This window comes from Streptomyces sp. NPDC017448 (assembly GCF_044330565.1).
Lineage (GTDB): Bacteria > Actinomycetota > Actinomycetes > Streptomycetales > Streptomycetaceae > Streptomyces.
Genome location: NZ_JBIRLM010000006.1, coordinates 115989 through 138307 on the forward strand (window position 1 = coordinate 115989; position 22319 = coordinate 138307).

General features: G+C 74.0%; 13 protein-coding genes. 7 read left to right on the forward strand and 6 right to left on the reverse strand.

The window, feature by feature from the left end:
* Positions 1 to 120 precede the first annotated feature (120 nt).
* The 3 genes from ACH4K1_RS12825 to ACH4K1_RS12835 all read left to right on the forward strand — a co-directional run bounded on the left by ACH4K1_RS12825 (position 121) and on the right by ACH4K1_RS12835 (position 9474).
* The gene (locus ACH4K1_RS12825) at positions 121 to 2232 is read left to right on the forward strand and encodes a flotillin family protein (protein WP_398089014.1); all 2112 of its coding nucleotides are present in this window, start codon (positions 121 to 123) and stop codon (positions 2230 to 2232) included.
* 141 nt (positions 2233 to 2373) lie between these two features.
* Complete coding sequence (locus tag ACH4K1_RS12830; protein ID WP_398089016.1) at positions 2374 to 7446, forward strand: DNA repair ATPase; 5073 nt, start codon at positions 2374 to 2376, stop codon at positions 7444 to 7446.
* A gap of 30 nt (positions 7447 to 7476) precedes the next feature.
* Positions 7477 to 9474 carry an NAD-binding protein gene (locus ACH4K1_RS12835; protein ID WP_398089018.1) on the forward strand — a complete coding sequence of 666 codons (1998 nt, stop codon included), beginning with the start codon at positions 7477 to 7479 and terminating at the stop codon, positions 9472 to 9474.
* 189 nt (positions 9475 to 9663) lie between these two features.
* On the opposite strand, the gene trpS is transcribed toward ACH4K1_RS12835, so the two are convergent.
* Positions 9664 to 10740, reverse strand: coding sequence for a tryptophan--tRNA ligase (gene trpS, locus ACH4K1_RS12840; RefSeq protein ID WP_398089019.1), 1077 nt, complete (start codon positions 10738 to 10740; stop codon positions 9664 to 9666).
* Between the two features lie 459 nt (positions 10741 to 11199).
* Between trpS and ACH4K1_RS12845 the strand changes: the two genes are divergently transcribed.
* From ACH4K1_RS12845 to ACH4K1_RS12860, 4 genes are all read left to right on the forward strand, one after another.
* The gene (locus ACH4K1_RS12845) at positions 11200 to 12339 is read left to right on the forward strand and encodes an LLM class flavin-dependent oxidoreductase (protein WP_398089020.1); all 1140 of its coding nucleotides are present in this window, start codon (positions 11200 to 11202) and stop codon (positions 12337 to 12339) included.
* A 5-nt stretch (positions 12340 to 12344) separates the two neighbouring features.
* The gene (locus ACH4K1_RS12850; protein WP_398089022.1) at positions 12345 to 13004 is read left to right on the forward strand and encodes an FMN reductase; all 660 of its coding nucleotides are present in this window, start codon (positions 12345 to 12347) and stop codon (positions 13002 to 13004) included.
* 147 nt (positions 13005 to 13151) lie between these two features.
* On the forward strand, positions 13152 to 13574 hold the full coding sequence (locus tag ACH4K1_RS12855; protein WP_398089023.1) for a universal stress protein: 423 nt from the start codon (positions 13152 to 13154) through the stop codon (positions 13572 to 13574).
* 297 nt (positions 13575 to 13871) lie between these two features.
* Complete coding sequence (locus ACH4K1_RS12860) at positions 13872 to 17393, forward strand: ATP-binding protein (RefSeq protein WP_398089025.1); 3522 nt, start codon at positions 13872 to 13874, stop codon at positions 17391 to 17393.
* Positions 17394 to 17613: 220 nt separating this feature from the next.
* Here ACH4K1_RS12860 and ACH4K1_RS12865 read toward each other — a convergent pair whose 3' ends face one another.
* From ACH4K1_RS12865 to ACH4K1_RS12885, 5 genes are all read right to left on the reverse strand, one after another.
* The gene (locus tag ACH4K1_RS12865) at positions 17614 to 18972 is read right to left on the reverse strand and encodes a MerR family DNA-binding transcriptional regulator (RefSeq protein WP_398089026.1); all 1359 of its coding nucleotides are present in this window, start codon (positions 18970 to 18972) and stop codon (positions 17614 to 17616) included.
* Positions 18973 to 19190: 218 nt separating this feature from the next.
* Complete coding sequence (locus ACH4K1_RS12870; protein WP_398089028.1) at positions 19191 to 20048, reverse strand: ABC transporter permease; 858 nt, start codon at positions 20046 to 20048, stop codon at positions 19191 to 19193.
* Positions 20045 to 21016 carry an ATP-binding cassette domain-containing protein gene (locus tag ACH4K1_RS12875; protein ID WP_398089030.1) on the reverse strand — a complete coding sequence of 324 codons (972 nt, stop codon included), beginning with the start codon at positions 21014 to 21016 and terminating at the stop codon, positions 20045 to 20047. Before ACH4K1_RS12875 ends, ACH4K1_RS12870 begins: the two co-directional genes overlap by 4 nt.
* A 64-nt stretch (positions 21017 to 21080) precedes the next feature.
* Positions 21081 to 21716 carry an NADPH-dependent FMN reductase gene (locus ACH4K1_RS12880; protein ID WP_398089031.1) on the reverse strand — a complete coding sequence of 212 codons (636 nt, stop codon included), beginning with the start codon at positions 21714 to 21716 and terminating at the stop codon, positions 21081 to 21083.
* 173 nt (positions 21717 to 21889) lie between these two features.
* A complete protein-coding gene (locus ACH4K1_RS12885; protein WP_398089033.1) occupies positions 21890 to 22297 on the reverse strand; it encodes a hypothetical protein in 408 nt (135 codons plus the stop codon).
* Positions 22298 to 22319: the final 22 nt, after the last annotated feature.

Genomic DNA, 22319 nt, shown 5'->3' on the forward strand with positions numbered 1-22319 from the left:
CCCGCACCACGTGCCGCCGCGCGACACCCGCGCAGGGGCCCCGGTACGCGACCGGGGCCCGCCCGCCCTGCCACCGCCCTCCCCCGACCTTCCGTACCGACCAGCCGCCAAGGACTCTCCATGGATGCCATCTCCTTGGGCATCGGCGTGCTCATCGCCGTTGTCCTGCTCATCGTCATCGCCGTCGTCTTCGTCGTCACCCGGCTGTTCCGCAAGGTCGAGCAGGGCAAGGCGCTGATCATCTCCAAGACCAAGAAGGTCGACGTCACCTTCACCGGGGCCGTCGTCCTGCCCGTGCTCCACAAGGCCGAGACGATGGACATCTCGGTGAAGACGATCGAGATCCGCCGCGCCGGGCGCGAGGGGCTGATCTGCCAGGACAACATCCGCGCCGACATCCAGATCACGTTCTTCGTCCGGGTCAACAAGACCGTCGAGGACGTCATCAAGGTCGCCCAGTCCATCGGTACGCAGCGGGCCAGCGACAAGGTCGCCATCCAGGAGTTCTTCGCCGCGAAGTTCTCCGAGGCGCTCAAGACGGTCGGCAAGCAGCTCGACTTCGTCGACCTGTACACCCAGCGCGAGGAGTTCCGGGACCGGATCATCCAGGTCATCGGCACCGACCTGAACGGCTACCACCTCGACGACGCCGCGATCGACTTCCTGGAGCAGACCCCGATGGCCCAGCTCGACGGGGCCAACATCCTGGACGCCCAGGGCATCCGGAAGATCACCGAGCTGACCGCGATCGAGCACGTGCGCACCAACGAGTTCCAGCGCACCGAGCAGAAGGAGATCACCCGGCAGGACGTCGACGCCCGCGAGACGATCCTGGAGCTGGAGCGCCGCCAGGCCGAGGCGGAGATCAAGCAGCGCCGCGAGGTCGAGACGCTGCGGGCCCGCGAGGAGGCGGCCACCGCCCGGGTGCAGGAGGAGGAGCGGCTCGGTTCGCAGAGCGCGTTCATCAGGACCGAGGAGCAGCTCGGCATCCAGCGCGAGAACCAGGCGCGGGAGGTGGCCGTCGCGCAGAAGAACCGCGAGCGCGTCATCGCCGTCGAGAGCGAGCGCATCGAGAAGGACCGGATGCTGGAGGTCATCGGGCGCGAGCGCGAGACCGAGCTGAACCGGATCGCCGCCATGAAGGAGGTCGAGGCCGAGCGGCGCGAGGTCGCCGACGTCATCCGCGAGCGGATCGCGGTGGACCGCACGGTCGCCGAGCAGGAGGAGTCGATCCTCACCCTGCGCGCCGTCGAGGACGCCGAGCGGGCCCGCAGGTCGGTCATCATCGCGGCCGAGGCGGAGGCCCAGGAGAAGCTGGTCAAGGACATCAAGGCGGCCGAGGCGGCGGAGGCGGCCTCCACCCACCTGGCGGCCGAGCAGCTCACCCTCGCCGAGGCGCGGCTCAAGACCGCGGACCTGGACGCGCAGGCCAAGCTGCGGCTGGCGGAGGGGGTGCGGGCCGAGTCGGCGGCGCCCGGACTGGCCGCCGTGCAGGTGCGGGACGCCGAGGCCGAGGTCATCGAGAAGGCCGGCCTCGCGGAGGCCGAGGCGACGGCGGCCCGGCTCAAGGCCGAGGCGGAGGGCGCGCGGCTCAAGGCGCTCGCGGAGGCCGAGGGCACCCGGGCGCAGGCGACCGCGGACGCCGCGGTTATCGGCGAGAAGCTGAAGGCGGAGGCCGCGGGGCTCACCGAGAAGGCGGCCGCCATGGCGGCGCTGGACGAGGCGTCCCGTACGCACGAGGAGTACCGCCTGCGGCTGGAGGCGGAGAAGGAGATCCGGCTCGCCGGGTTCGAGGTGCAGCGGCAGATCGCGGAGGCGCAGGCGACGGTCCTGGCGACGGGGCTGGAGAACGCCGACATCGACATCGTCGGCGGCGACTCGGTCTTCTTCGACCGGCTGGTCTCCTCGGTCTCGCTCGGCAAGGGCGTGGACGGGTTCGTCCAGAACTCGCAGACCGCGCAGGCGCTGGCCGGACCCTGGCTGGACGGCTCGTCCTCCTTCACGGACGACCTGACCCGGGTGCTGGGCTCGGTCTCCACGGGCGATGTGCAGAACCTGACGGTGTCGGCGTTGCTGATGCGGCTGATGGGGTCGCCGGGGGCGGCGTCGGGCCAGGTGGAGCAGTTGCTGGCGGCGGCGAGGGAGCTGGGGCTGGCGGACCTGCCGGTCGGCGGCGGTACGGAGGCGGCTCCCGCCCCGGCGTCGCTGAACGGGGCCGGGGCGAAGGGATAGGCCGCGGGGCCCCGGGCCCCGCCCTCGAACGCCGGACGGGCCGGCCGCCCGGCCCGCCCGGCGCCGCAGCACGGGGCACGGTGCCGCCGCACGGGGCCGCCCGCTCCGCACGCCGGAAGAAACACGTAGGGAGCCGTACGCATGGACAGCGACAACACCGCCACCGCCACCGCGCCCCCGGGCGGGCGCGGCGATGTGGACGACGGCGCCTACGAGGTGCTGCGGCGGCGGCTCTCCGACCGGGCCGGCGAGCTCATCCGGCGGGCCGAGGCGCTCGACGCCCGCCGCACCGAGGAGTTCGGGACCACCGGCCTCCGCCTCCTCGCCACCGAGCAGGTGCGCACCGAGCACCCCGCCGTACCGCGCGACCTCGTCGCCGTGGGCGGAAAGCTGCTCTTCGGCTTCGAACGGGGGCCGGGGGCCCGGGGCGAGGCCGGCGTCGAGGACGTCCTCCTCGTCCGGGACGCCTCGCCGCGGGACGCGGACGCCGCGGACGCCCCCGCCCAGGAGGACGCCCTCCTCGACGACCCCGGCTTCCGGCACGCGTTCGCCTCCCTCCACCGCTACTTCCGCGACGCCCGCCTCCTGCGGCTGCGCCGCGTGGACGGCAGGCTGCTGGCCGTCTTCCGTACCGGCGAGAACGCCGAGGACATCCGGGTCCTGCGCTGGGCCCTGGGCGCGGACGGGTCGCCCGGGGCGTTCCTGGACGCGCAGGGCGAGCGCGACCACGTCTTCCCGCCCTCCCACGACGTGGAGTGGACCGTCGCGGGACGCGACGCCCACGTCCCCGGGCGCCACCCGCACATCGCCGTCGGCAAGGGCGGCGGCCTCTTCGTCGACACCCTCGGCGGCACCCTGACCGTCAAGACCGCCGACGACACCGAGTCGCCGGACGGGATCTACGAGGAGCCGGTCGACGAGCCGCTGCAGTCGCTGGCCGACGCCGACGTCGCCTACGCGAAGGTAGGGCCGCTGGTGCTGCTGCGCGTGCGGCCCTACAAGGAGACGCACTGGCGCCACCTCGTCTTCAACTCGCTGCTGGGCACCGTCGAACGGCTCGACGGCATCGGACCCGCCTGCCGCCGCCTCCCCGAGGACCAGGGGATCATCTTCCCCGGCGGCTACTACCTCACCACCGGCGCCGCGAAGACCTTCGACACCGCCGAGGAGCTGACCGAGCCCGTCTTCGAGGGCGCGGTCCGCTCCCCCAACGGCGAGGACGTGCTGTACGTCTTCCGCTCCCGCGACGGCCTCCGCAGCCTCCTCCTCCCCTACAACCTGATCCGCCAGGAGGTCGCCACCCCGCTCACCGGGCGCGGCCACGCGCTGCTGGACGACGGGACGCTCGTCCTGCTGCGGGACAGCCCGGACGAGCCGGCCCGCGTGCACCCCCTCCAGCGCTGGCAGACCCCGTACGTCTCCGACACCCACGCCGCCGCCCGCCCCGCCGGGGCCGGGCCGCTGGCCCGGACCGGCAACGCCGACCTGGTGCGCGGGATCTCCGACTGCCTCGCCCTCGCCCACGGCGTACGGGACATGGCGCCGACGACCGCCGTCTACGAGCGGCTCGCCGCCGACTGCGCCCGCGCCCAGGACCGTTACCACTGGCTCTCCGACCCCGAACTGGGCGCACTGGCCGAGCCGTTGGACGAGCTGCGGGACACCGCGCAGCAGGTGCTGGCCGAGTTCACCGCCGTACAGGAGCTGACCCGGCGGGCCGCCGACGCGCTGGCGGAGACCGACGCCCGCATCACCGCCCTGGTGCGGCGGGTGCGCGGCGAGGCGCCGGGCTCCGCATCCGCCTGGGTCGAACGGCTGACCGAACTCCGGCAGGCGCACGGCCACTTGGCGACCGTCGCGGGAATGCGGTACGCCGACGCCGGGCGGATCGCGGAGCTGTCCGCCCGGACGGAGGAGGACATCGCCTCCGCCGCCCGGCGGGCCGTCTCCTTCCTCGCGCGCGAGGACGCCTTCGACGGCTACCACGAGGAGGTCGCGGGCCTCGTCGCCGACGCGGGGGCCCTGGAGACCGCCCGGGAGGCGTCCGCCGTGACGGACCGGCTCGCGGCGATGACGGAGGGGCTGGCCACCGTCACCGACGTCGTCACCGGCCTGGACATCGGTGACGCCACCGTGCGCACCTCCATCCTGGAGCGGATCGCGGAGGTGCTGGGCGGGGCGAACCGGGCCCGCGCCACGCTCGACGCGCGCCGCGGGGAGCTGCTGTCGAAAGAGGGGCGGGCCGAGTTCGCCGCCGAGTTCGCGCTGCTCGGGCAGGCGGTGACGGGCGCCCTGGCCGCCGCCGATACGCCGGAGGCGTGCGACGACCGACTCGCGCGGCTGCTGCTCCGGTTGGAGGACCTGGAGGCGCGGTTCTCCGAGTTCGACGACTTCCTCGCGGAGCTGGCCGAGCGCCGGGCCGAGGTGTACGAGGCGTTCTCGGCGCGCAAGCAGACCCTCCAGGACGAGCGGGCGCGGCGGGCGGAGCGGCTGGCCGGGGCGGCCGACCGGGTGCTGGAGACCGTCGCCCGGCGGGCGGCCGTACTCGACGACCTCGACGCCGTCCACACCTGGTTCGCCTCCGACCCGATGGTCGCCAAGGTCCGCCGCACCGCCGACGAGCTGCGCGGACTCGGCGACCCCGTACGGGCGGAGGAGTTGGAGGGGCGGCTGAAGGCGGCCCGGCAGGAGGCGGGCCGCGCCCTGCGCGACCGTACCGAGCTGTACGCGGACGGCGGGGCCGTGATCAAGCTGGGCCGCCACCGGTTCGCGGTGAACACCCAGCCCTTCGACCTGACGCTCGTGCCCTCGGGTGGCCGGGACGGGGAGGGGCAGGGCCTCGCCTTCGCGCTGACCGGCACGGACTACCGGGCCCCGGTCACCGATCCGGCGTTCGCGGCGGCCCGCCCGTACTGGGATCAGCTGCTCCCCTCGGAGAACGCCGCCGTCTACCGCGCCGAGCACCTGGCCGCCCGCCTCCTCGACGAGCACGGGGCGAGCCGCCTGGCCGCGTTGTCCGATGCCGAACGGGCGCTCCTCGTACGGAAGTCGGCGGCCGAGGCGTACGACGAGGGGTACACCCGGGGCGTCCACGACGAGGACGCCACCGCGATCCTCGCCGCCCTGCTGCGCCTGCACGCGGGCGCGGGACTGCTGCGCCACGAGCCCCGGGCCCGGGCGGCCGCCCAGCTGTTCTGGGCGTACGGCGTGGACGCGGAGCAGCGCACGGCCTGGCGGCGGCGTGCCGCTTCGCTGGCCCGGGCCCGCGCCGCCTTCGGCTCGGCCCCCGCCATCGCCGCGCTCCGGGAGGAGTGGGCGGCGGCGATCGGGGGCGGTCCGGCCGCGCCGGACGGGGCACGGCCCGAGGCGGTCGCCGCGTACCTCTTCGAGGAGCTGACGAGCGGGCCGGCCGGGTTCGTGCGGTCCGCCCCGGTCCGGGCGTTCCTCGACGGGTTCCACCGGGCCGTGGGGCCCGACGCGTACCGGGAGGACCTGGCGGCCCTGGGCGACGACCCGGCCGCCCGCCGCCAGCTCGTGGAGGGCTGGCTCGTTCCGTACGCGCAGACCCTGGAGGCCGCCGGGGCCGGCCCCGACCGCGGCGACCTGGCGGAGGCCGTGGCGGTGGAGGTGTGCCCGGAGCTGGAGCGGTACGCGTGCGACGCACCGCTCACCGAACGGCTGGAGGGCCTGCTCGGCGACCACCCGCGCATCGCGGGCGGCGGGGTCCTCACCGTACGGCTGGACGAACTCCTCGCACGCACCGCCGAGTTCCGCACCGTGACCGTGCCCGGGTTCCGCGCCTACCAGCGGCTGCGCGCCTCCCTGGTGGCCGCCGAGCGCGGACGGCTGCGGCTGGACGACCACCGGCCGCGCGTCATGTCGGCCTTCGTCCGCAACCGGCTGCTCGACGAGGTGTACCTGCCGCTGATCGGGGACAGCCTGGCCAAGCAGCTCGGCACCGCCGACGCCGACCGGCGCACCGACTCCCAGGGGCTGCTGCTGCTCGTCTCGCCGCCCGGCTACGGCAAGACGACGCTGATGGAGTACGTCGCGGACCGGCTCGGCATGGTCCTCGTCAAGGTCAGCGGTCCGAACCTGGGCCACGACGTGACCTCCCTCGACCCCGACCGGGCCCCGAGCGCCACCGCCCGGCAGGAGATCGAGAAGATCAACTTCGCGCTGGAGGCGGGCAACAACACCCTCCTCCACCTCGACGACATCCAGCACACCTCGCCCGAACTGCTCCAGAAGTTCATCCCGCTGTGCGACGCCACGCGCCGGATCGAAGGGGTGCGGGACGGCGAGCCGCGCAGCTACGACCTGCGGGGCAAGCGGTTCGCGGTCTGCATGGCGGGCAACCCGTACACCGAGTCCGGCGAGCGGTTCCGCATCCCCGACATGCTCGCCAACCGGGCCGACGTGTGGAACCTGGGCGAGGTGCTGAGCGGCCGCGAGGACGTCTTCGCGCTGAGCTTCGTGGAGAACGCGCTGACCGCCAACCCGGTACTCGCCCCGCTCGCCGCCCGCTCCCGGGACGATCTGGCGCTGCTGGTGCGGCTGGCCGGCGGCGACCCGTCCGCACGCGCGGGGAAGCTGGAACACCCCTACTCATCAGGCGAGTTGGACCGCGTCCTGGCCGTGCTGCGCCACCTCCTCACCGCCCGGGAGACCGTCCTCGCGGTGAACGCGGCGTACATCGCCTCGGCCGCGCGCACGGACGCCACCCGCACCGAGCCGCCGTTCCGGCTCCAGGGCTCCTACCGCAACATGAACAAGATCGCGGAGCGGATCGTGCCCGTCATGAACGACGCCGAACTGTCCGCCGTGGTCGACGACCACTACGCGGGCGAGGCCCAGACGCTCACCACGGGGGCCGAGGCGAACCTGCTCAAGCTGGCCGCCCTGCGCTCCACGCTCACCGCCGAACAGGCCGAGCGGTGGGCGGCGATCACCGCCTCCTACGTCCGCACGCAGGCGCTCGGCGGGCCGGACGGCGACCCGGTGACGCGTGCGGTGGCGGCGCTCGGGCTGCTCGCGGACCGGGTCGCGGCGGTGGAGACGGCGATCCGGCGCGCGGCCGGCCCCCGGCGCCCGTCGGCGGAGCCGGCGGACGGGCCGACCGCCCTCCGGCCGGACGCGGTCGGCAACCCGGACGCGGTCGACAACCGGGCCGTTCGGAACCACCATGTGAAGATCACCGACACTCCGCACTGACCGGGCAGACCGAGCCGGAAGGATCACGGCATGCTGGGCTTCGTGCCTCCACTCCCTCAGCAGCCGGGACGGCCGCCGTCCTCCGGCCACATGATCGTCTGCGGTGACGACGCCCTGGCCCGCCGGCTCGCCGTGGAGCTGCGCTACGTCTACGGGGAACGGGTCACCCTCCTCCTTCCCCCGGGCCGCGACGCGAACGCCCCGGAGACGCCGCTGACCCAACGCGGCCGTGCGGCGGCCCTGTTCGGCCGGATGTCGGCCGCGATGAACCGCGCGGGCAACGGGGCCGCCGGGGGCGGCGGCGACACCAACGCCGGGGTCGAGGCGGTCCGCATCATGGAGGCGCCCGAGCCCTCCGACGAGGTACTGGAGGAGGCGGGCGTCGACCGGGCCGCCGCCCTCGCCCTCGTCTACGACGACGACGAGCGCAACATCCGGGCGGCCCTGACCGCCCGCCGCCTCAACCCCCGCCTGCGGCTGGTGATCCGGCTCTACAACCGCAAGCTCGGCCAGCACCTGGAGGAGCTGCTCGACCAGGCGGCGGCCGTCACCATGCCCGGCATCGACCCGGCGCTGCTGGACGCCTCCACCACCGTCCTGTCCGACGCCGACACCGCCGCCCCGGCCCTCGCCGCCACCGCCCTCACCGGCAGCAGCAAGGTCATCCAGGCCGAGGGGCTGCTCCTGCGCGCCGCCGAACGCCCGCCGCCGCGGCCCGGCGAGAGCGCCGACCCCGGGCTGTGCACCCTCGCCCTGCTCTCCTCCACCACCAACGACCCGGCGGGAGCGGAGGGTTCGGAGAGCAGTGGCGACGAGGCCCCGCTGCTGCTGCCCGACGAGAGCGCCGTCGCCGCCGCGACCGGCCGGGGCACGGTGGTCCTCGAAGCGATCAGCCGGGCCGCCCCGGACCGGCCCGCGGCCCGGATGGGAGGCAGGGGCGCCCCGCTCTCCCAGGTCTTCTCCCGCCGGTTGCGCTGGTCGGCCCTCGGTGTCGCGCTCTCCGCGCTCGCCCTGGTGATCGCCTCGCTGCTGACCACCGAGGACTCCGCCCTCCGCTCCACGTACCTGACCCTGCTCGACCTGCTCGGCATGAACGACCCGGCGGAGGACGCGCCCCCGGCCCGCCAGATCATCCAGATCCTCTCCGGCATGGCCGGGCTGCTCCTGCTGCCGCTGCTGATCGCCGCCGTCCTGGAGGCGTTCGGCACCCTGCGCACGGTCTCCTCGCTGCGCCGCCCGCCGCGCGGCCTGTCGGGCCACGTGGTGCTGCTGGGCCTCGGCAAGATCGGGACGCGCGTCCTCGTACGCCTCCGCGAACTCGGCATCCCCGTGGTCGTCGTCGAGGAGGACCCCGAGGCGCGGGGCATCCCGCTGGCCCGCTCCCTGCACGTGCCGACCGTCATCGGCGACGTCACCCAGGAAGGCGTCCTGGAGGCCGCCAAGATCCGCCGCGCCCACGCCCTCCTCGCGCTGACCAGCATCGACACGACCAACCTGGAAGCGACGCTGTACGCCCGCTCGGTGAAACCGGACCTGCGGGTGGCGCTGCGGCTGTACGACGACGAGTTCGCCACCGCCGTCTACCGCACCCTGCGCACCGCGCACCCCCAGGCCCTGACCCGCTCCCGCTCGGTCTCCCACCTGGCCGCCCCGGCCTTCGCGGTCGCCATGATGGGCCGGCAGATCCTCGGCGCGGTCCCGGTCGAGCGGAAGGTCATGCTGTTCGCGGCCCTGGAGGTCGCGGGGCACCCGCAGCTGGAGGGCCGCACGGTCGAGCAGGCGTTCCGGTCCGGCGCGTGGCGGGTCCTGGCCCTCGACGCCACCCCGCCCGCCGACCGCGCCCCCGACCTCGCCGCCGTCCCCCCGTACGACCCGGTGGGCGGCGGCACGGCGCCGCCCTCCGGCCTGGTCTGGGACCTGCACCCCGGCTACGTCCTGCGCGCCCAGGACCGCGTGGTGATCGCCGCCACCCGCCGGGGCCTCGCGGAGCTGCTGCGCCGCCGGCGGACGGCGGCGGTGCGGCAGTAGGGGCGACGGGACGGGGGTGGCGCGGCGGAGGGGGCGGCGCGGCGGGGGGAACGGAGGCGGGCAGGCGCCGTGGGGAGGGGCGTGCCGGTGGCCTCCGTTCCGGGTGCGGCGGGGGGAACGGAGGCGGGCAGGCGCCGTGGGGAGGGGCGTGCCGGTGGCCTCCGTTCCGGGTGCGGCGGGCGCGGTCGGCTACCGGAACGCGCCCATCGCCTCCCGCACCTCGGCCAGCGTGCTCTCCGCGATCGCGTTCGCCCGTTCGTTGCCCGCCCGGAGCACCGACCTCACGTACGCCAGGTCCTTCGCGTACTCCTCCCGCCGGGCCCGGAAGGGGGCGAGGTGGCCGTTGACCGCGTCGGTCACCGTCCGCTTGAGGGCGGCGCCGCCGCCGTCGCCGATCTCCGCCGCGACCTCGTGCGGCTCCCGCTCCAGGCAGAGGGCGGCCAGCAGGACGAGCGAGGAGACGCCCGGCCGGCGGACGGGGTCGTAGGTGATGTGCCGGTCGGCGTCGGTCGTCGCGCCCCTGATCAGGCGGGCCGTCTCGTCGGCGGTGGCGGAGAGCGGGATGGAGTTGGCGCGGCTCTTGCTCATCTTGCCGCCGTCCGTGCCGAGCAGGAGGGGCGCGGGGGAGAGCAGGACGTCCGGTTCCGGGAAGACGTTCCCGTACCGCTCGTTGAAGCGGCGCGCGATCGTCCGGGTCAGTTCGACGTGCGGGATCTGGTCCTGCCCGACCGGCACGAGGTTGCCCTTGCAGAAGAGGATGTCCGCGGCCTGGTGCGCCGGGTAGGTGAACATCAGCCCGCTGACCGCCGACTGCCGGGAGTGTGCGATCTCGTCCTTGACCGTGGGGTTGCGGCCCAGCTCCGCGACGGAGACGAGGCTGAGGAAGGGGAGCAGGAGCTGGTTCAGCGCGGGGACGGCGCTGTGGTGGAAGACGGTGGAGCGGGCGGGGTCGATACCGAGGGCCAGGTAGTCGAGGAGCAGCCCCTCCGTGTACTCCTGGAGCCGGTCGGCGGTGTCCCGGTCGGTGAGCACCTGGAGGTCGGCGATCAGGACGAACACGTCCACGCCGAGATCCTGGAGGCGGACCCGGTTGCGCAGGGTGCCGAAGTAGTGGCCGAGGTGGAGGGGGCCGGTGGGGCGGTCCCCGGTGAGGACCCGGAAGCGGCCGGGGTCCTGCGCGATGCGGTGCTCCAGCTCGGCGCTGCGCAGCTCGACGGGGGTGGGAGCGGTGGCGACGGTCGCGGTCGCGGTCGGGGCGCTGGTCATGACGGGTGTCTCTCCTCGCGGGTGTGATGCGTGAGGGACGGCCCCGCCGGTGAGCGCCGCTGCGCTCCGTCTCCGTGTCCGCGCCGTACGAGGGCAGCGAAAAGGGCCGTCCATGTCGAACGGCCCTGGTTCCGTGCAGATGCTGTGGCCGCTCCTATGAGGAGCGCCACCAGTTTCGGCACGGGACGGAGGTCATGGCCTCAGTGTACGGGCCACGGGCCCGGCGCGGCAGCTCTCCGAGGGGCTCGCCTTCGTGGCGGAAGCCCCCCAGGGGCTCGCCTTCGGGGTGGAAGCCCCCTCGGAGGGGCTCGCCTTCGGGGTGGAAACCCCCTCGGAGGGGCGTGGAATAGGACGGAGGGGGACCCCGTTGTAGGGTGTAGTTCAACGTTCAACCAAAACGGCCGAGGCTTCCGGCGACGGAACCCTGACCTCCGGCCGGGACTCAGGAAGGCGGACGCCATGCAGTTCGGGATCTTCACCGTCGGGGACGTCACGACCGACCCGACCACCGGCCGGACCCCCACCGAGAACGAGCGGATCAAGGCGACCCTGGCCATCGCGCAGAAGGCCGAGGAGGTCGGCCTGGACGTCTTCGCGACCGGCGAGCACCACAACCCGCCGTTCGTCCCGTCCTCCCCGACGACCACGCTCGGCTACATCGCCGCCCGCACCGAGAACCTCATCCTCTCCACCTCCACCACGCTGATCACCACCAACGACCCGGTGAAGATCGCCGAGGACTACGCCACCCTCCAGCACCTCGCGGACGGCCGCGTCGACCTGATGATGGGCCGGGGCAACACCGGGCCGGTCTACCCCTGGTTCGGCAAGGACATCCGCCAGGGCATCCCGATGGCCGTCGAGAACTACGCCCTCCTGCACAAGCTGTGGCGCGAGGACGTCGTGGACTGGGAGGGCAGGTTCCGCACCCCGCTCCAGTCCTTCACCGCCACCCCGCGCCCGCTCGACGGCGTCCCGCCGTTCGTCTGGCACGGCTCCATCCGCTCCCCGGAGATCGCCGAGCAGGCCGCGTACTACGGCGACGGCTTCTTCCACAACAACATCTTCTGGCCCATGGAGCACACGAAGAAGATGGTCGACCTCTACCGGCGCCGCTACGCCCACTACGGGCACGGCACCGCCGACCAGGCCATCGTCGGACTCGGCGGCCAGGTGTTCATGCGGAAGAACTCGCAGGACGCGGTACGGGAGTTCCGCCCGTACTTCGACAACGCGCCGGTCTACGGCCACGGCCCGTCCCTGGAGGACTTCACCCGCGAGACCCCGCTGACGGTGGGCTCCCCGCAGGAGGTCATCGAGCGGACGCTGACGTTCCGGGACGCGGTCGGCGACTACCAGCGCCAGCTGTTCCTGATGGACCACGCCGGGCTTCCGCTGAAGACGGTCCTGGAGCAGCTCGACATCCTCGGCGAGGAGGTCGTACCGGTGCTGCGCAAGGAGTTCGCCCGTCTGCGGCCCGCCGGCGTGCCGGAGTCCGCGCCCGTCCACCCGGCGGTCGCCGCCGCCCGCGCCCCGCAGGAGACCGCCCGCACGGGCGGGAAGCAGTCCGAGAAGCAGTCCGAGAAGAAGGAGGTCTGACCCCCATGACCGCCACCACCCCCCTGCGCGTCGTCGCCGTCTCGGCGGGACTGAGCCAGCCCTCCTCCACCCGGCTGCTGGCCGACCGGCTGGCCGCCGCCGCCCGCGAGCGCCTGGCGGCCGACCAGGACCGGGAGGTCGAGGTCCGCGTCGTCGAGCTGCGCGACCTCGCCGCCGACATCGCGAACCACCTGGTCAGCGGATTCCCCTCGGCCGGACTCCGCGAGGCGATCGAGGCGGTGACGGAGGCCGACGGCCTGATCGCCGTGACACCCGTCTTCACCGCCTCGTACAGCGGACTGTTCAAGTCGTTCTTCGACCTGATCGACCCCACCGCGCTGACCGGCAAGCCCGTCGTGATCGCCGCGACGGGCGGCACGGCCCGGCATTCGCTGGTCCTGGAACACGCACTGCGCCCCCTCTTCGCCTACCTGCGGGCCGTCACCGTGCCCACCTCCGTCTACGCGGCGTCGGAGGACTGGGGGTCGGCGGGCGACGAGTACACCGAGGGGCTGCCGTCCCGCATCCGGCGCGCGGGCGGCGAGCTGGCCTCCGCGATCCTGGGCCGTACGGTCTCCGGAGCCTCGCGCGCGGGCGGCCTGGACGACGGGGAGGACGCGATCGTCCCCTTCGAGCAGCAGCTCGCGGCCCTGCGGCCGAACTGAGCCTGCCGCACCCGCTGAGCGGGACTTACGGCTCAGGGGGACTTACGGGGGCGGTTCGGTACGCCCCGCCCCCAAGTGCCTGATGTGACTACAGTGAATCGAGAGCTGTACCGAGCGGGACCGCACAGGACCGAGCTGGAGGCAGACATGGGCAGGATCGTGGTGGGCGTCGACGGCTCCGGCGCGTCGATCAAGGCGCTGCACTGGGCTGTACGCCAGGCCGAGCTGACCGGCGCCACGGTGGAGGCCGTGAGCAGCTGGGAGTACCCCACCACCAGCTGGGCGTCGATGATGCCGGGCATGCCGGCGGACTTCGACCCGCAGGCCATGGCCACCGTCTCCCTCAACGAGGCGCTGGAGGAGGCGCTCGGCGCCGCGGGATCCGCCGCGGTCAGCAAGGTCGTGGTGATCGGCAACCCGGCCCAGGCGCTACTGGACCGTGCCGAGGGCGCCGACCTGCTCGTCGTGGGAGCCCGCGGCCACACCGGCCTGAAGGCCACCCTCCTCGGCTCGGTCAGCCTCCACGTCACCCAGCACGCACCCTGCCCGGTGACGGTCGTACGCGAGTGACGCGGGCGGTGCGCCCGAACCGCCCCGGACCGTGCGCGGGTCCTGCCCCGGACCGTGTGCGGGCACCGACCCGGACCGTGCGCGGACACTGACCCGGACCGTGCGCGGACACCGACCCGGGCCGTGCGCGGGTGGTATGCGGCGGGCCCGACGTGGCTCCTACGCGGGTGGTGCGCGGGTGGTGCGCGGCGGACTGAGGCGGGCGTACCCGGCCGGGCGGCGGATCCGGCGGGCGGCCGGACGGCCGGCGGTGGAAATCGGGGGACCGTTGTCAGTGGGTGCTCCTATCGTGGGCCCATGACCCCTGCTCTCTTCGGGCGCGACCACCCCGCAGGCGTCCTCCGCTCGGAGATCGCCCGGGCCATGGACAGCCACGGCGGCCTCGTGCTGGTCGCCGGAGAGGCCGGGATCGGCAAGAGCACGCTCGTGACGGACGCCGCACACGAGGCGCGGCGGCGCGGAGCGCTGGTGGTCGGCGGCTCCTGCTGGGACTCCGGCAGCACCCCCGGTTACTGGCCCTGGGTCCAGGTCCTGCGCGGCCTGCGCCGCTCCGCCGCGGCGGCGGAGTGGACGGCGGCGCTGGAGGCGTCGGAGGGCCGGCTCGCCGCGCTGCTCGGCGACCCGGCGCCGGGGGCGGCGGCCCTCAGCGCTGTGGGCAGCGGCACCAGTCCGCCGGGGACGCAGAGGTCGCAGGAGCCGCCGGGGGCGGAGGGGCCGCAGAGGCCATCCGGCCTCCAGGAGCCACCGGGTTCACCAGGGCCGCAGCGGCCCACGGGGTTACTGGCGTCTTCCGGCAGCGGCCCCACCGACGGGATCGACGCCTTCGGCCTGTTCGACGCGGTGACCACGGCCCTCGTCACCCTCTCCCAGAGCCGGCCGCTGGTGGTCGTCCTCGACGATCTGCACAGCGCCGACCCCGCCTCGCTGCGCCTGCTCGAATTCGTCGCCCAGCACGCCTGGTTCGAGCGGCTGCTGCTGATCGGCGCCTACCGGGACGTCGAGGTGGAGGCCCCCGGGCACCCGCTCCAGCCGCTGATCCTGCCGCTGGTCTCGCGTGCCGCCGCCACCCTCACCCTGACCGGCCTCGGCCGGGACGAGGTGGGCGCGCTGATGGCGGTGACGACGGGGCGTGAGCCCGCGCCGGAGCTGGTCGACGAGGTCCACCGGCGTACCGGCGGCAACCCCTTCTTCGTCGAGCAGACCGCCCGGCTCCAGCACAGCGGATCCCCGGTCTCCACCATCCCGCCCGGTGTACGCGAAGCCGTCCGGCAGCGGCTCGCCCTGCTGCCCGAACCGGTCGTCTCCCTGCTGACCGGCGCCGCCCTGCTCGGCCGGGAGTTCCGGCGGCAGGTCCTGGCCGTGGTGCACGGCTCACCCGTCCCCCACGTGGACCGGTTGCTGGAGTCGGCCGTCGTGGCCCGGCTCCTCGTTCCCCGGCCCTCCGGGCAGTACGCCTTCGCCCACGACCTGCTGCGCGAGACGCTGTACGCCTCGCTGGACGACGCGGAGGTCCGCGAACGCCACGCCGCCGTCGTACGGACCCTGGACGCCCACGGCAGCCTCGGCGTCGCTCTGCGGCCCGGCGATCTCGCCCGGCACGCGCACCTCGCCGGCGGGGCGCTGGAGCCCGACCGCCGGATCGACCTCCTGCTGGCGGCCGCCCGCGACGCCGCGGGACGCCTGGCCGACGAGGAGGCCATCGGCCACTACCGCCGCGCCCTCACGGTCGCCTCCGGCGCCCCCGGCGCCCCCGGAGAACCGGAACGCGCCCCGGACCTCCGGCGGGCAGCGCTGATCGGCCTCGACCTCGCCGGACAGCTGCGGCATGGGGGAGAGAAGGCCGAGGCGCAACGGCTGCTGGACCAGGCGGTCGCCCGCGCCCGCCGGCTGGACGACCCGGAGCTGCTGGCCCGCGTGGCGATCACCCTCCACCGCGACGCCGTCATGAACAGCCACGACGTGTCCACGAAGGACCTCCTCGCCGAGGCGCACCGCAGGATCACCGGCAAGGAAGGCCAGGACGGCCTCTCCGACGACCGGCTCGCCCAGGAGCTGGCCGTCCACACCATGGCGCTGGCCCGGCGCGGCTCGGACGACGAGGCGCTCGCGTTCTCCCTCTGGGCGCGCCACGACTCCGTGTGGGGCCTCGGATCCGCGGTGGAGCGGCTCGCGCTGACCGACGAACTGACCGTCGTCGGCCGGCGCGCCCGGCACCAGGCCATGGAACTGCACGCGGCGGCCATGCGCTGGGTAACGCTCCTGGAGCTGGGCGACCCGGCCTACCTCGACCAGTTCCGTACGTTCGTCCGGTGCGCGGAGCTGAGCGAGCTGCCCTGGTCCGCCCTGGCACTCGCCGTCGACAGCAGTCTGATCGCCTCCCTGCAGGGCCGGTTCACGGAGGCTGCCGCCGCGCTTCCGGACGACGCGCTCCCCCTGGAGGGCGGCGACCGCGCGACGTTCAGCTTCATGGGGCGCCACCTGCGCTGGGCGCTGCACCTGCTCCAGGGCCGTTTCGCCGAGGCCGAGGAGGCACTTCACCGCCTGCGGAGCTCCGGACACCCCTGCCTCCGGCTGCTGGAATCGGTCACCGCGGTGGAGCAGGGCGACGCCGCGCCCGCGCTGCGCCTGATCGCCGAGCACGCGGACCGCGCCGCCCCGTACCCGCGGGCCTTCATGCCGCAGTGGCTCAGGCTGCTCGCCCAGACGGCGGCGCTGACGGGAGACCCGCGGCTCATCGCCCGCGCGGAGGACGAGCTGACGCCCTACACGGGCCAGTGGGTCGTCTCGCTCGCCGGGTGCGACATCGGCGGGCCCGTCGACCTGTGGCTCGGAATGCTCGCCGCCGCGCGCGGCGACCGGGACGCGGCGGTGGCGGCACTCACCGAGGCCGCCGCCTCCTCGGACCGCCTCGGCGCCCGCCCCTGGGCCGTACGCTCCCGCGTCCACCTGGCCCGCGCCCTGCTGACCCGCGCCCCAGGTACCGGTACCGGTACCGGGGACGCCGGGCAGGCTCGTCGGCTGCTCGACGACGTCGCACGGGAAGCAGGCGAACTGGCGCTGCACCACTGGGTGTCCGAGACCATCGCGCTCCGCGCACTCCTGCCCGCCACCACCGCCGACGGCACTGCCACCGCCACCGCCCCCGCCGACGGCACTGCCCCCGCCCCCACCCCGCCGTCGGTATCCATCCCCCACGCGGCTCCGGACCGGGGCACGGCCCGGACGGCGGAAGGAGCACCGACCGGGGCACCGCCCGCGGAGCAGAGCGGGGAGCGCGCCGAGTTCCGGCGGAAGGGGCCGGTCTGGCAGCTCCGCTGGGACGGGGTGACCGTGCACGTCCCGGACGCCAAGGGCCTGCGGGACCTGCACACTCTGCTGGGTCTTCCCGGCACCGACGTCCCGGCCGTCCAGCTCCTCGCACCCGAGGGCGGGAGCCTCGTGGTCGCCGCCGGGCGGCTCGGCGGTGATCCGGTGCTCGACGATGAGGCCAAGCGCCGCTACAAGGAGCACCTGGACCGGCTGGACGCCGAGACGGACCGCGCCGCGGCACGGGACGATGCCCGGCAGGTGGAGGCGTACGACCGGGAGCGGCAGGCCCTCCTCGACGAGCTGCGCACCGCGTCCGGGCTCGGTGGCCGGCCTCGGCGGCTGGGCGACCAGGCCGAGCGTGCCCGCAAGACGGTCACCGCCCGGATCCGCGACGCCCTGCGCAGACTGGACGCCCTGCACCCCGCCCTGGCGGCCCACCTCACGGCGTCCGTGACGACCGGGTCCACCTGCGCCTACCGGCCCGGGCGAACCCCCGACTGGCGGCTCTGACCTTCACCGCCCGGGTCGGAGCACCCCGCGCCCACGACGCGGCGGGTACCGGTCCAGGGCCGGCCGCCACGGACGAACACCGGACCGGCCCCACGGACCGGACACCGGGCCGGCTCCACGGGCCGGACACCGGGCCGGCTCCACGGGCCGGACACCGACCCGGTCGCCGCGGACGGCCGCCGACCGACTGCCAGCAAGGGGTACCGTCCGTGCCCCGCCGCTACCCCTCCGCCACCACGTCCGCGACCACGCACGCCACGTTGTCGGGCCCGCCCGCCTCGCGAGCCAGGCCGACCAGCCCGCGTACGGCTGCCTCCGGTGCGTCCGCCGCGATGACCGCCGTCCGCAGCTCCGCTTCGTCCACCACCGCCGACAGACCGTCCGAGCAGAGCAGGTAGCGGTCGCCGGCCCTCACCTCCCGCAAGCGGACGTCGGGCCGGGAGACCACCCCCGACGGGGCGGACCGTGCCGCGCCGACCAACGCCTTCAGCAGCAGCGCACGCTCCGGGTGGGAGGCGGCCTCCTCCGGACTCAGCGCCCCGTCGTCGATCATCGCCTGGACCACGCTGTGGTCGTGCGTGATCCGGAACAGCTCACCGTCCCGCAGCAGATAGGCCCGCGAATCCCCGATGTGTACGAGTCCGAGCCGCGACCCGGTCCACAGCATCGCGGTGAGCGTCGTCCCCGAACCGTCCGGGGACGCACCGGGCGCGACCGCTTCCCGGACCGCGCGGGACACGGAATCCGCCGTGTCCTCCAAGGCGTTCAGCAGATCCGCGGCGGACAGCTCGCCATCCCGCCCGCCCCACGCGGACGGCTTGAGCGCATCGATCGCCGCCGCGCTCGCCTCGGCCCCGAGCTCCCCGAACCCGTCGGCGACCGCCAGCAGCCGCGGCCCTGCGAACGCCGCGTCCTGGTTCTCCGTACGCACCATCCCCGTATCGGTCAGGGCGGCACACCGGATGACCAGGTGCACCTCCCCCGGCCCGCCCGGCCCTCCCGGCGCCCCCGGTCCTCCCGGTCCTCCCGGTCCTCCCGGCGCACAGGACCGGCCCAGCGCCGGAGGCCCGGGCCGGGGCAGCGCTCCCGGCCCGAACCCTTCGGCGCTCAGAGCTTCCGCGTCCCCCGCGCCCCCACCCGACCCCGCACCACCCCCGTCCCCGCTCCTGCCGGTGCTCCCCGTACCGCCCGAGATCCGCCACATGGCTCTTCCCTCCGCTGACAAGTGGTCGACGAGGTACATCGCCAGATCGCGCCGGGCTGCCGTCTCGGCCTCCACCCGTGCCCAATAGGCCCGGATCTCCACGGCCGCCGCCCCCGCGTCGAGCGCCACGACCCGGCCGATCCGGCTCAACGGCATCCCGATCCTGCGCAGCCACGCCACCAGGCGGGCGCCCTCCGCCTGCGCCGGGTCGTAGTACCGGTAGCCGTTCACCGGATCGACCAGGGCGGGCCGGAGCAGCCCCAGCTCGTCGTAGCGCCGGAGCGCCTTCGCGGAGAGCCGGGACAGCCGGGCGAACTCCCCGATCGTCACCAGTCCGCCACGCGCGGCGTCCGCCGCAGGAACTTCGCGTTCCACCCCGTACCTCCTCGTACCGGGCGTCGTCCGCCCGGCCCCACCGATGCTGGGGCTTCCCCCGCGGGGAAGGTCAAGGATGCCCAGGACGTGGATGTCCACGACGCCCGGGCCCGCGCGTACGACCTGGGCGACGGCGCCCCGTCAGAGGACCGGAGACGAACCTGCCCGCTCCTGTCGGGCGGGTCCGGGCACGGACGCGTCCGCAACCCTGCCCCTGGTCACTTCCGGTTGTAGAGCCGCATCGTCACCACCCCGAAGACCACCAGAAGCACCCCCGACCAGCCCAGCGTCCAGGCGATGTCGGCGGCCGGCCATTCGCCCGCCATCAACTCGCGCACCGCCGTGGCGAGGTGGGTGACCGGGCTGTTGTTCACGAACGCCTGAAGCCAGCCCGGCATCGTCTTGGGGTCGACGAAGACGTTGCTGAGGAAGGTCAGCGGGAAGATCACCATCATGCTGACGCCCATCACCGACTTCTCCGAGCGCAGCAGCAGCCCGAACATCGTCCAGATCCAGGAGAACGCGAAGGAGAACACGACCAGCAGCGCGACGCCGGCCAGCACGCCGAGCACACCGCCGCCCGGACGGAACCCGATGATCATGCCGACGGCGAGCATCACCGCCGACGCCAGCAGGTAGCGCAGGACGTCGCCGAGCAGATAGCCGACCATCGGGGCGGGACGCCAGATCGGCAGCGTGCGGAAACGGTCGAAGACGCCTTTGGCGATGTCCGTGTTCACCGCGACGCCCGTGTACATCGTGATCATCACGACGCTCATCACCATGATGCCGGGCAGCAGGAACTGGATGTACTCCTCCGTCGAGCCGGCCAGCGCCCCTCCGAAGAGGTACGTGTACATCAGGACCAGCATGATCGGAAAAGCCGTCACGTCGAAGAGCTGTTCCGGCACGTGCTTGATCTTCAGCATGGCGCGCCAGCCGAAGGTCAGCGACGCCGACAGGGCGCTGGGCCTCGGAGGGCGCTCATGGCCCACCAGCAGCGCCGAAAGGCGCTCCCGGTCGGGCTCGGCGAGCACGACGTCCTCGAGCTCCGTCTTGGCGGTCGCGGTACTCATGCCGCCACTCCCTTCTTGTCCGTGAGAGCGAGGAAGACCTCGTCGAGGCTGGGTTGTCCCAGCGAGAAGTTGTCGACCGTGATGCCGCAGCGGGCCAGCTCGGCCAGGGCACGCCCGGCCTGCTCCGCCGCGCCCTGGTCGCCGTTCTGCCCGTCGATCCGGGCGGTGAGCGCCACCGGGTCCGCGTCCAGCTGGACCTCCGTCTCCAGCGCGAGCGCCAGCACCTTGTGCGCCTCGGCGCGCTGATCGGCGTCCCGCAGCCGCAGGTGGACGGTTCCGGAGCCGACGGATGCCTTGAGCTCACCCTTGGTCCCCTCGGCGATGACCTTGCCGTGGTCGATCACCGCGATACGGGAAGCCAGTTGGTCGGCCTCGTCCAGGTACTGGGTGGTCAGCAGAACCGTGGTGCCGTGCGCGACGACCGCCCGCACGATGTCCCAGACCTGGTTGCGGCTGCGGGGGTCGAGTCCGGTGGTCGGCTCGTCCAGGAACAGCACGTCCGGGGTGTTCAGGATGGACGCGGCGATGTCGATGCGCCGCCGCATGCCTCCCGAGTAGTTCTTCACCTGCTTGCCCGCCGCGCCGCTCAGCCCGAACCCGTCGAGCAGCTGGTCCGCCCGGTCACGGGCCGCAGGTTTGGAGTGCCCGAGCAGCCGGGCGAGCAGGATCAGGTTCTCCACGCCGGTCAGGTCCTCGTCCACCGAGGCGTACTGCCCGGTCAGGCTGACCCGGCTGCGGACCGCGTCGGCGTCCTGCACGACGTCCTTGCCGAACACCCGGGCGGTGCCGCCGTCGGGGCGCAGCAGGGTCGCGAGCATGCGGACGGCGGTGGTCTTGCCGGCGCCGTTGGGTCCGAGGACGCCGTAGACGGTGCCGGTGGGGACGGCGAGATCGATGCCGTCCACCGCGCGGTTGTCGCCGAAGACCTTCACCAGCCCCTCGGTCTCGATGGCCAGTTCTGTGGTCATGTTCCCCTCCTTGTGGATCGTCGGTGGGTGTCGGTGCTCCGGGCCCGCATCGGCTTCCGGAAGCTCACGCGACGTAGGGGTGGACGGCGCGCGCCTCACGCAGGGCCCGGCCCCACCAGTCGAGCTGGTCGAGCATCACACGCACGGACCGGTCGTGGCGGGTGGCGGCGGGGCTTTCCTCCAGGGGCTGCTGGAGGAAGTCGAGCGCGACCCCGTTTCTCAGGGTCACCGTGTGCAGCTCGGTGAAGACCGAACGGAGCTGCTCCACCGCGTACAAACCGGCGGAACCATGTCCGTAGCTCACGAAGGCGACCGGCTTGGTCTGCCACTCCTCGTACGCGAAGTCGATGGCCTGTTTGAGGGAGGCGGGGAAGGAGCGGTTGTACTCCGGGGTGATCACGACGAACGCCTCGGCCCTGGCGATCTCGCCGGTGAACTCCGTCATCTGCCCGGTCGCCCGCCCGGGGTGGTGGAGGGGGAAGTCGAAATCCGCCAGGTCCAGCACGGCGAGCTCCAGCTCGCTCCGGCCCTGCGCCCGGTCCATGAACCAGCGGCCGACCGCATCGCCGACGCGGCCTTCGCGGGTGCTGCCGATGATCACCGCGACACGGAGCGGGTCGCTTCCCGTCTCCCGCTCCCGCCCGGACGGAGAACCGCTTCCGGTGCCCCGCGCAACGTCGTCTGCCTCGTCCGTCGTCATCGCCGGCTCCTCCTCCCGTCTCCCCCGCCGCGCCCCGAGCCCCGTCCGCTCCCTCACCTCCTGGGCGCCAGACGCGGGGGCGCGGCCGCCAGATCGAATCGGGCGGCCGCACCCCCGGTCGGGGAGCCATGGGAACAGGCCCCGGAACCGGGCCCCGGAAGGCAGCCGGGCTCTCAGGTCTCCCGCGCGTACAGGGCGTAGTACGAGACGCAGAGGACGCCCACCCCGACCGCCAGGCCCAGCACGGTCGACCGCAGCACGCTGGTGTCGGTGAGGCTCACCAGGAAGCCGATCGCGCACGCGGTCAGCGCGCCGTAGGCGACCGCCCGCAGTTCGCGCGGCAACGCGTGCTGGATCCGTCCCAGCGCGAAGCAGAGGACCGCCAGAGCGGCACCGGAGACGAGCCCGAGCAGGACCTGCCCACCGGTGCTGGGGCCGCCGTCGCGGCGGATGAACGCCGCGTAGAAGCCGTAGACCACGCCGAGCACCAGGGGCAGGGCCCAGGCCAGCGCGGTGTGGCGGCGGGGCCGGGCGTGCGCGCGGCCGCCCCTTCGGCCGGGCATCGCTGCGTGTGTGGCCATCACGGACAGCTCCTTCCGTCAC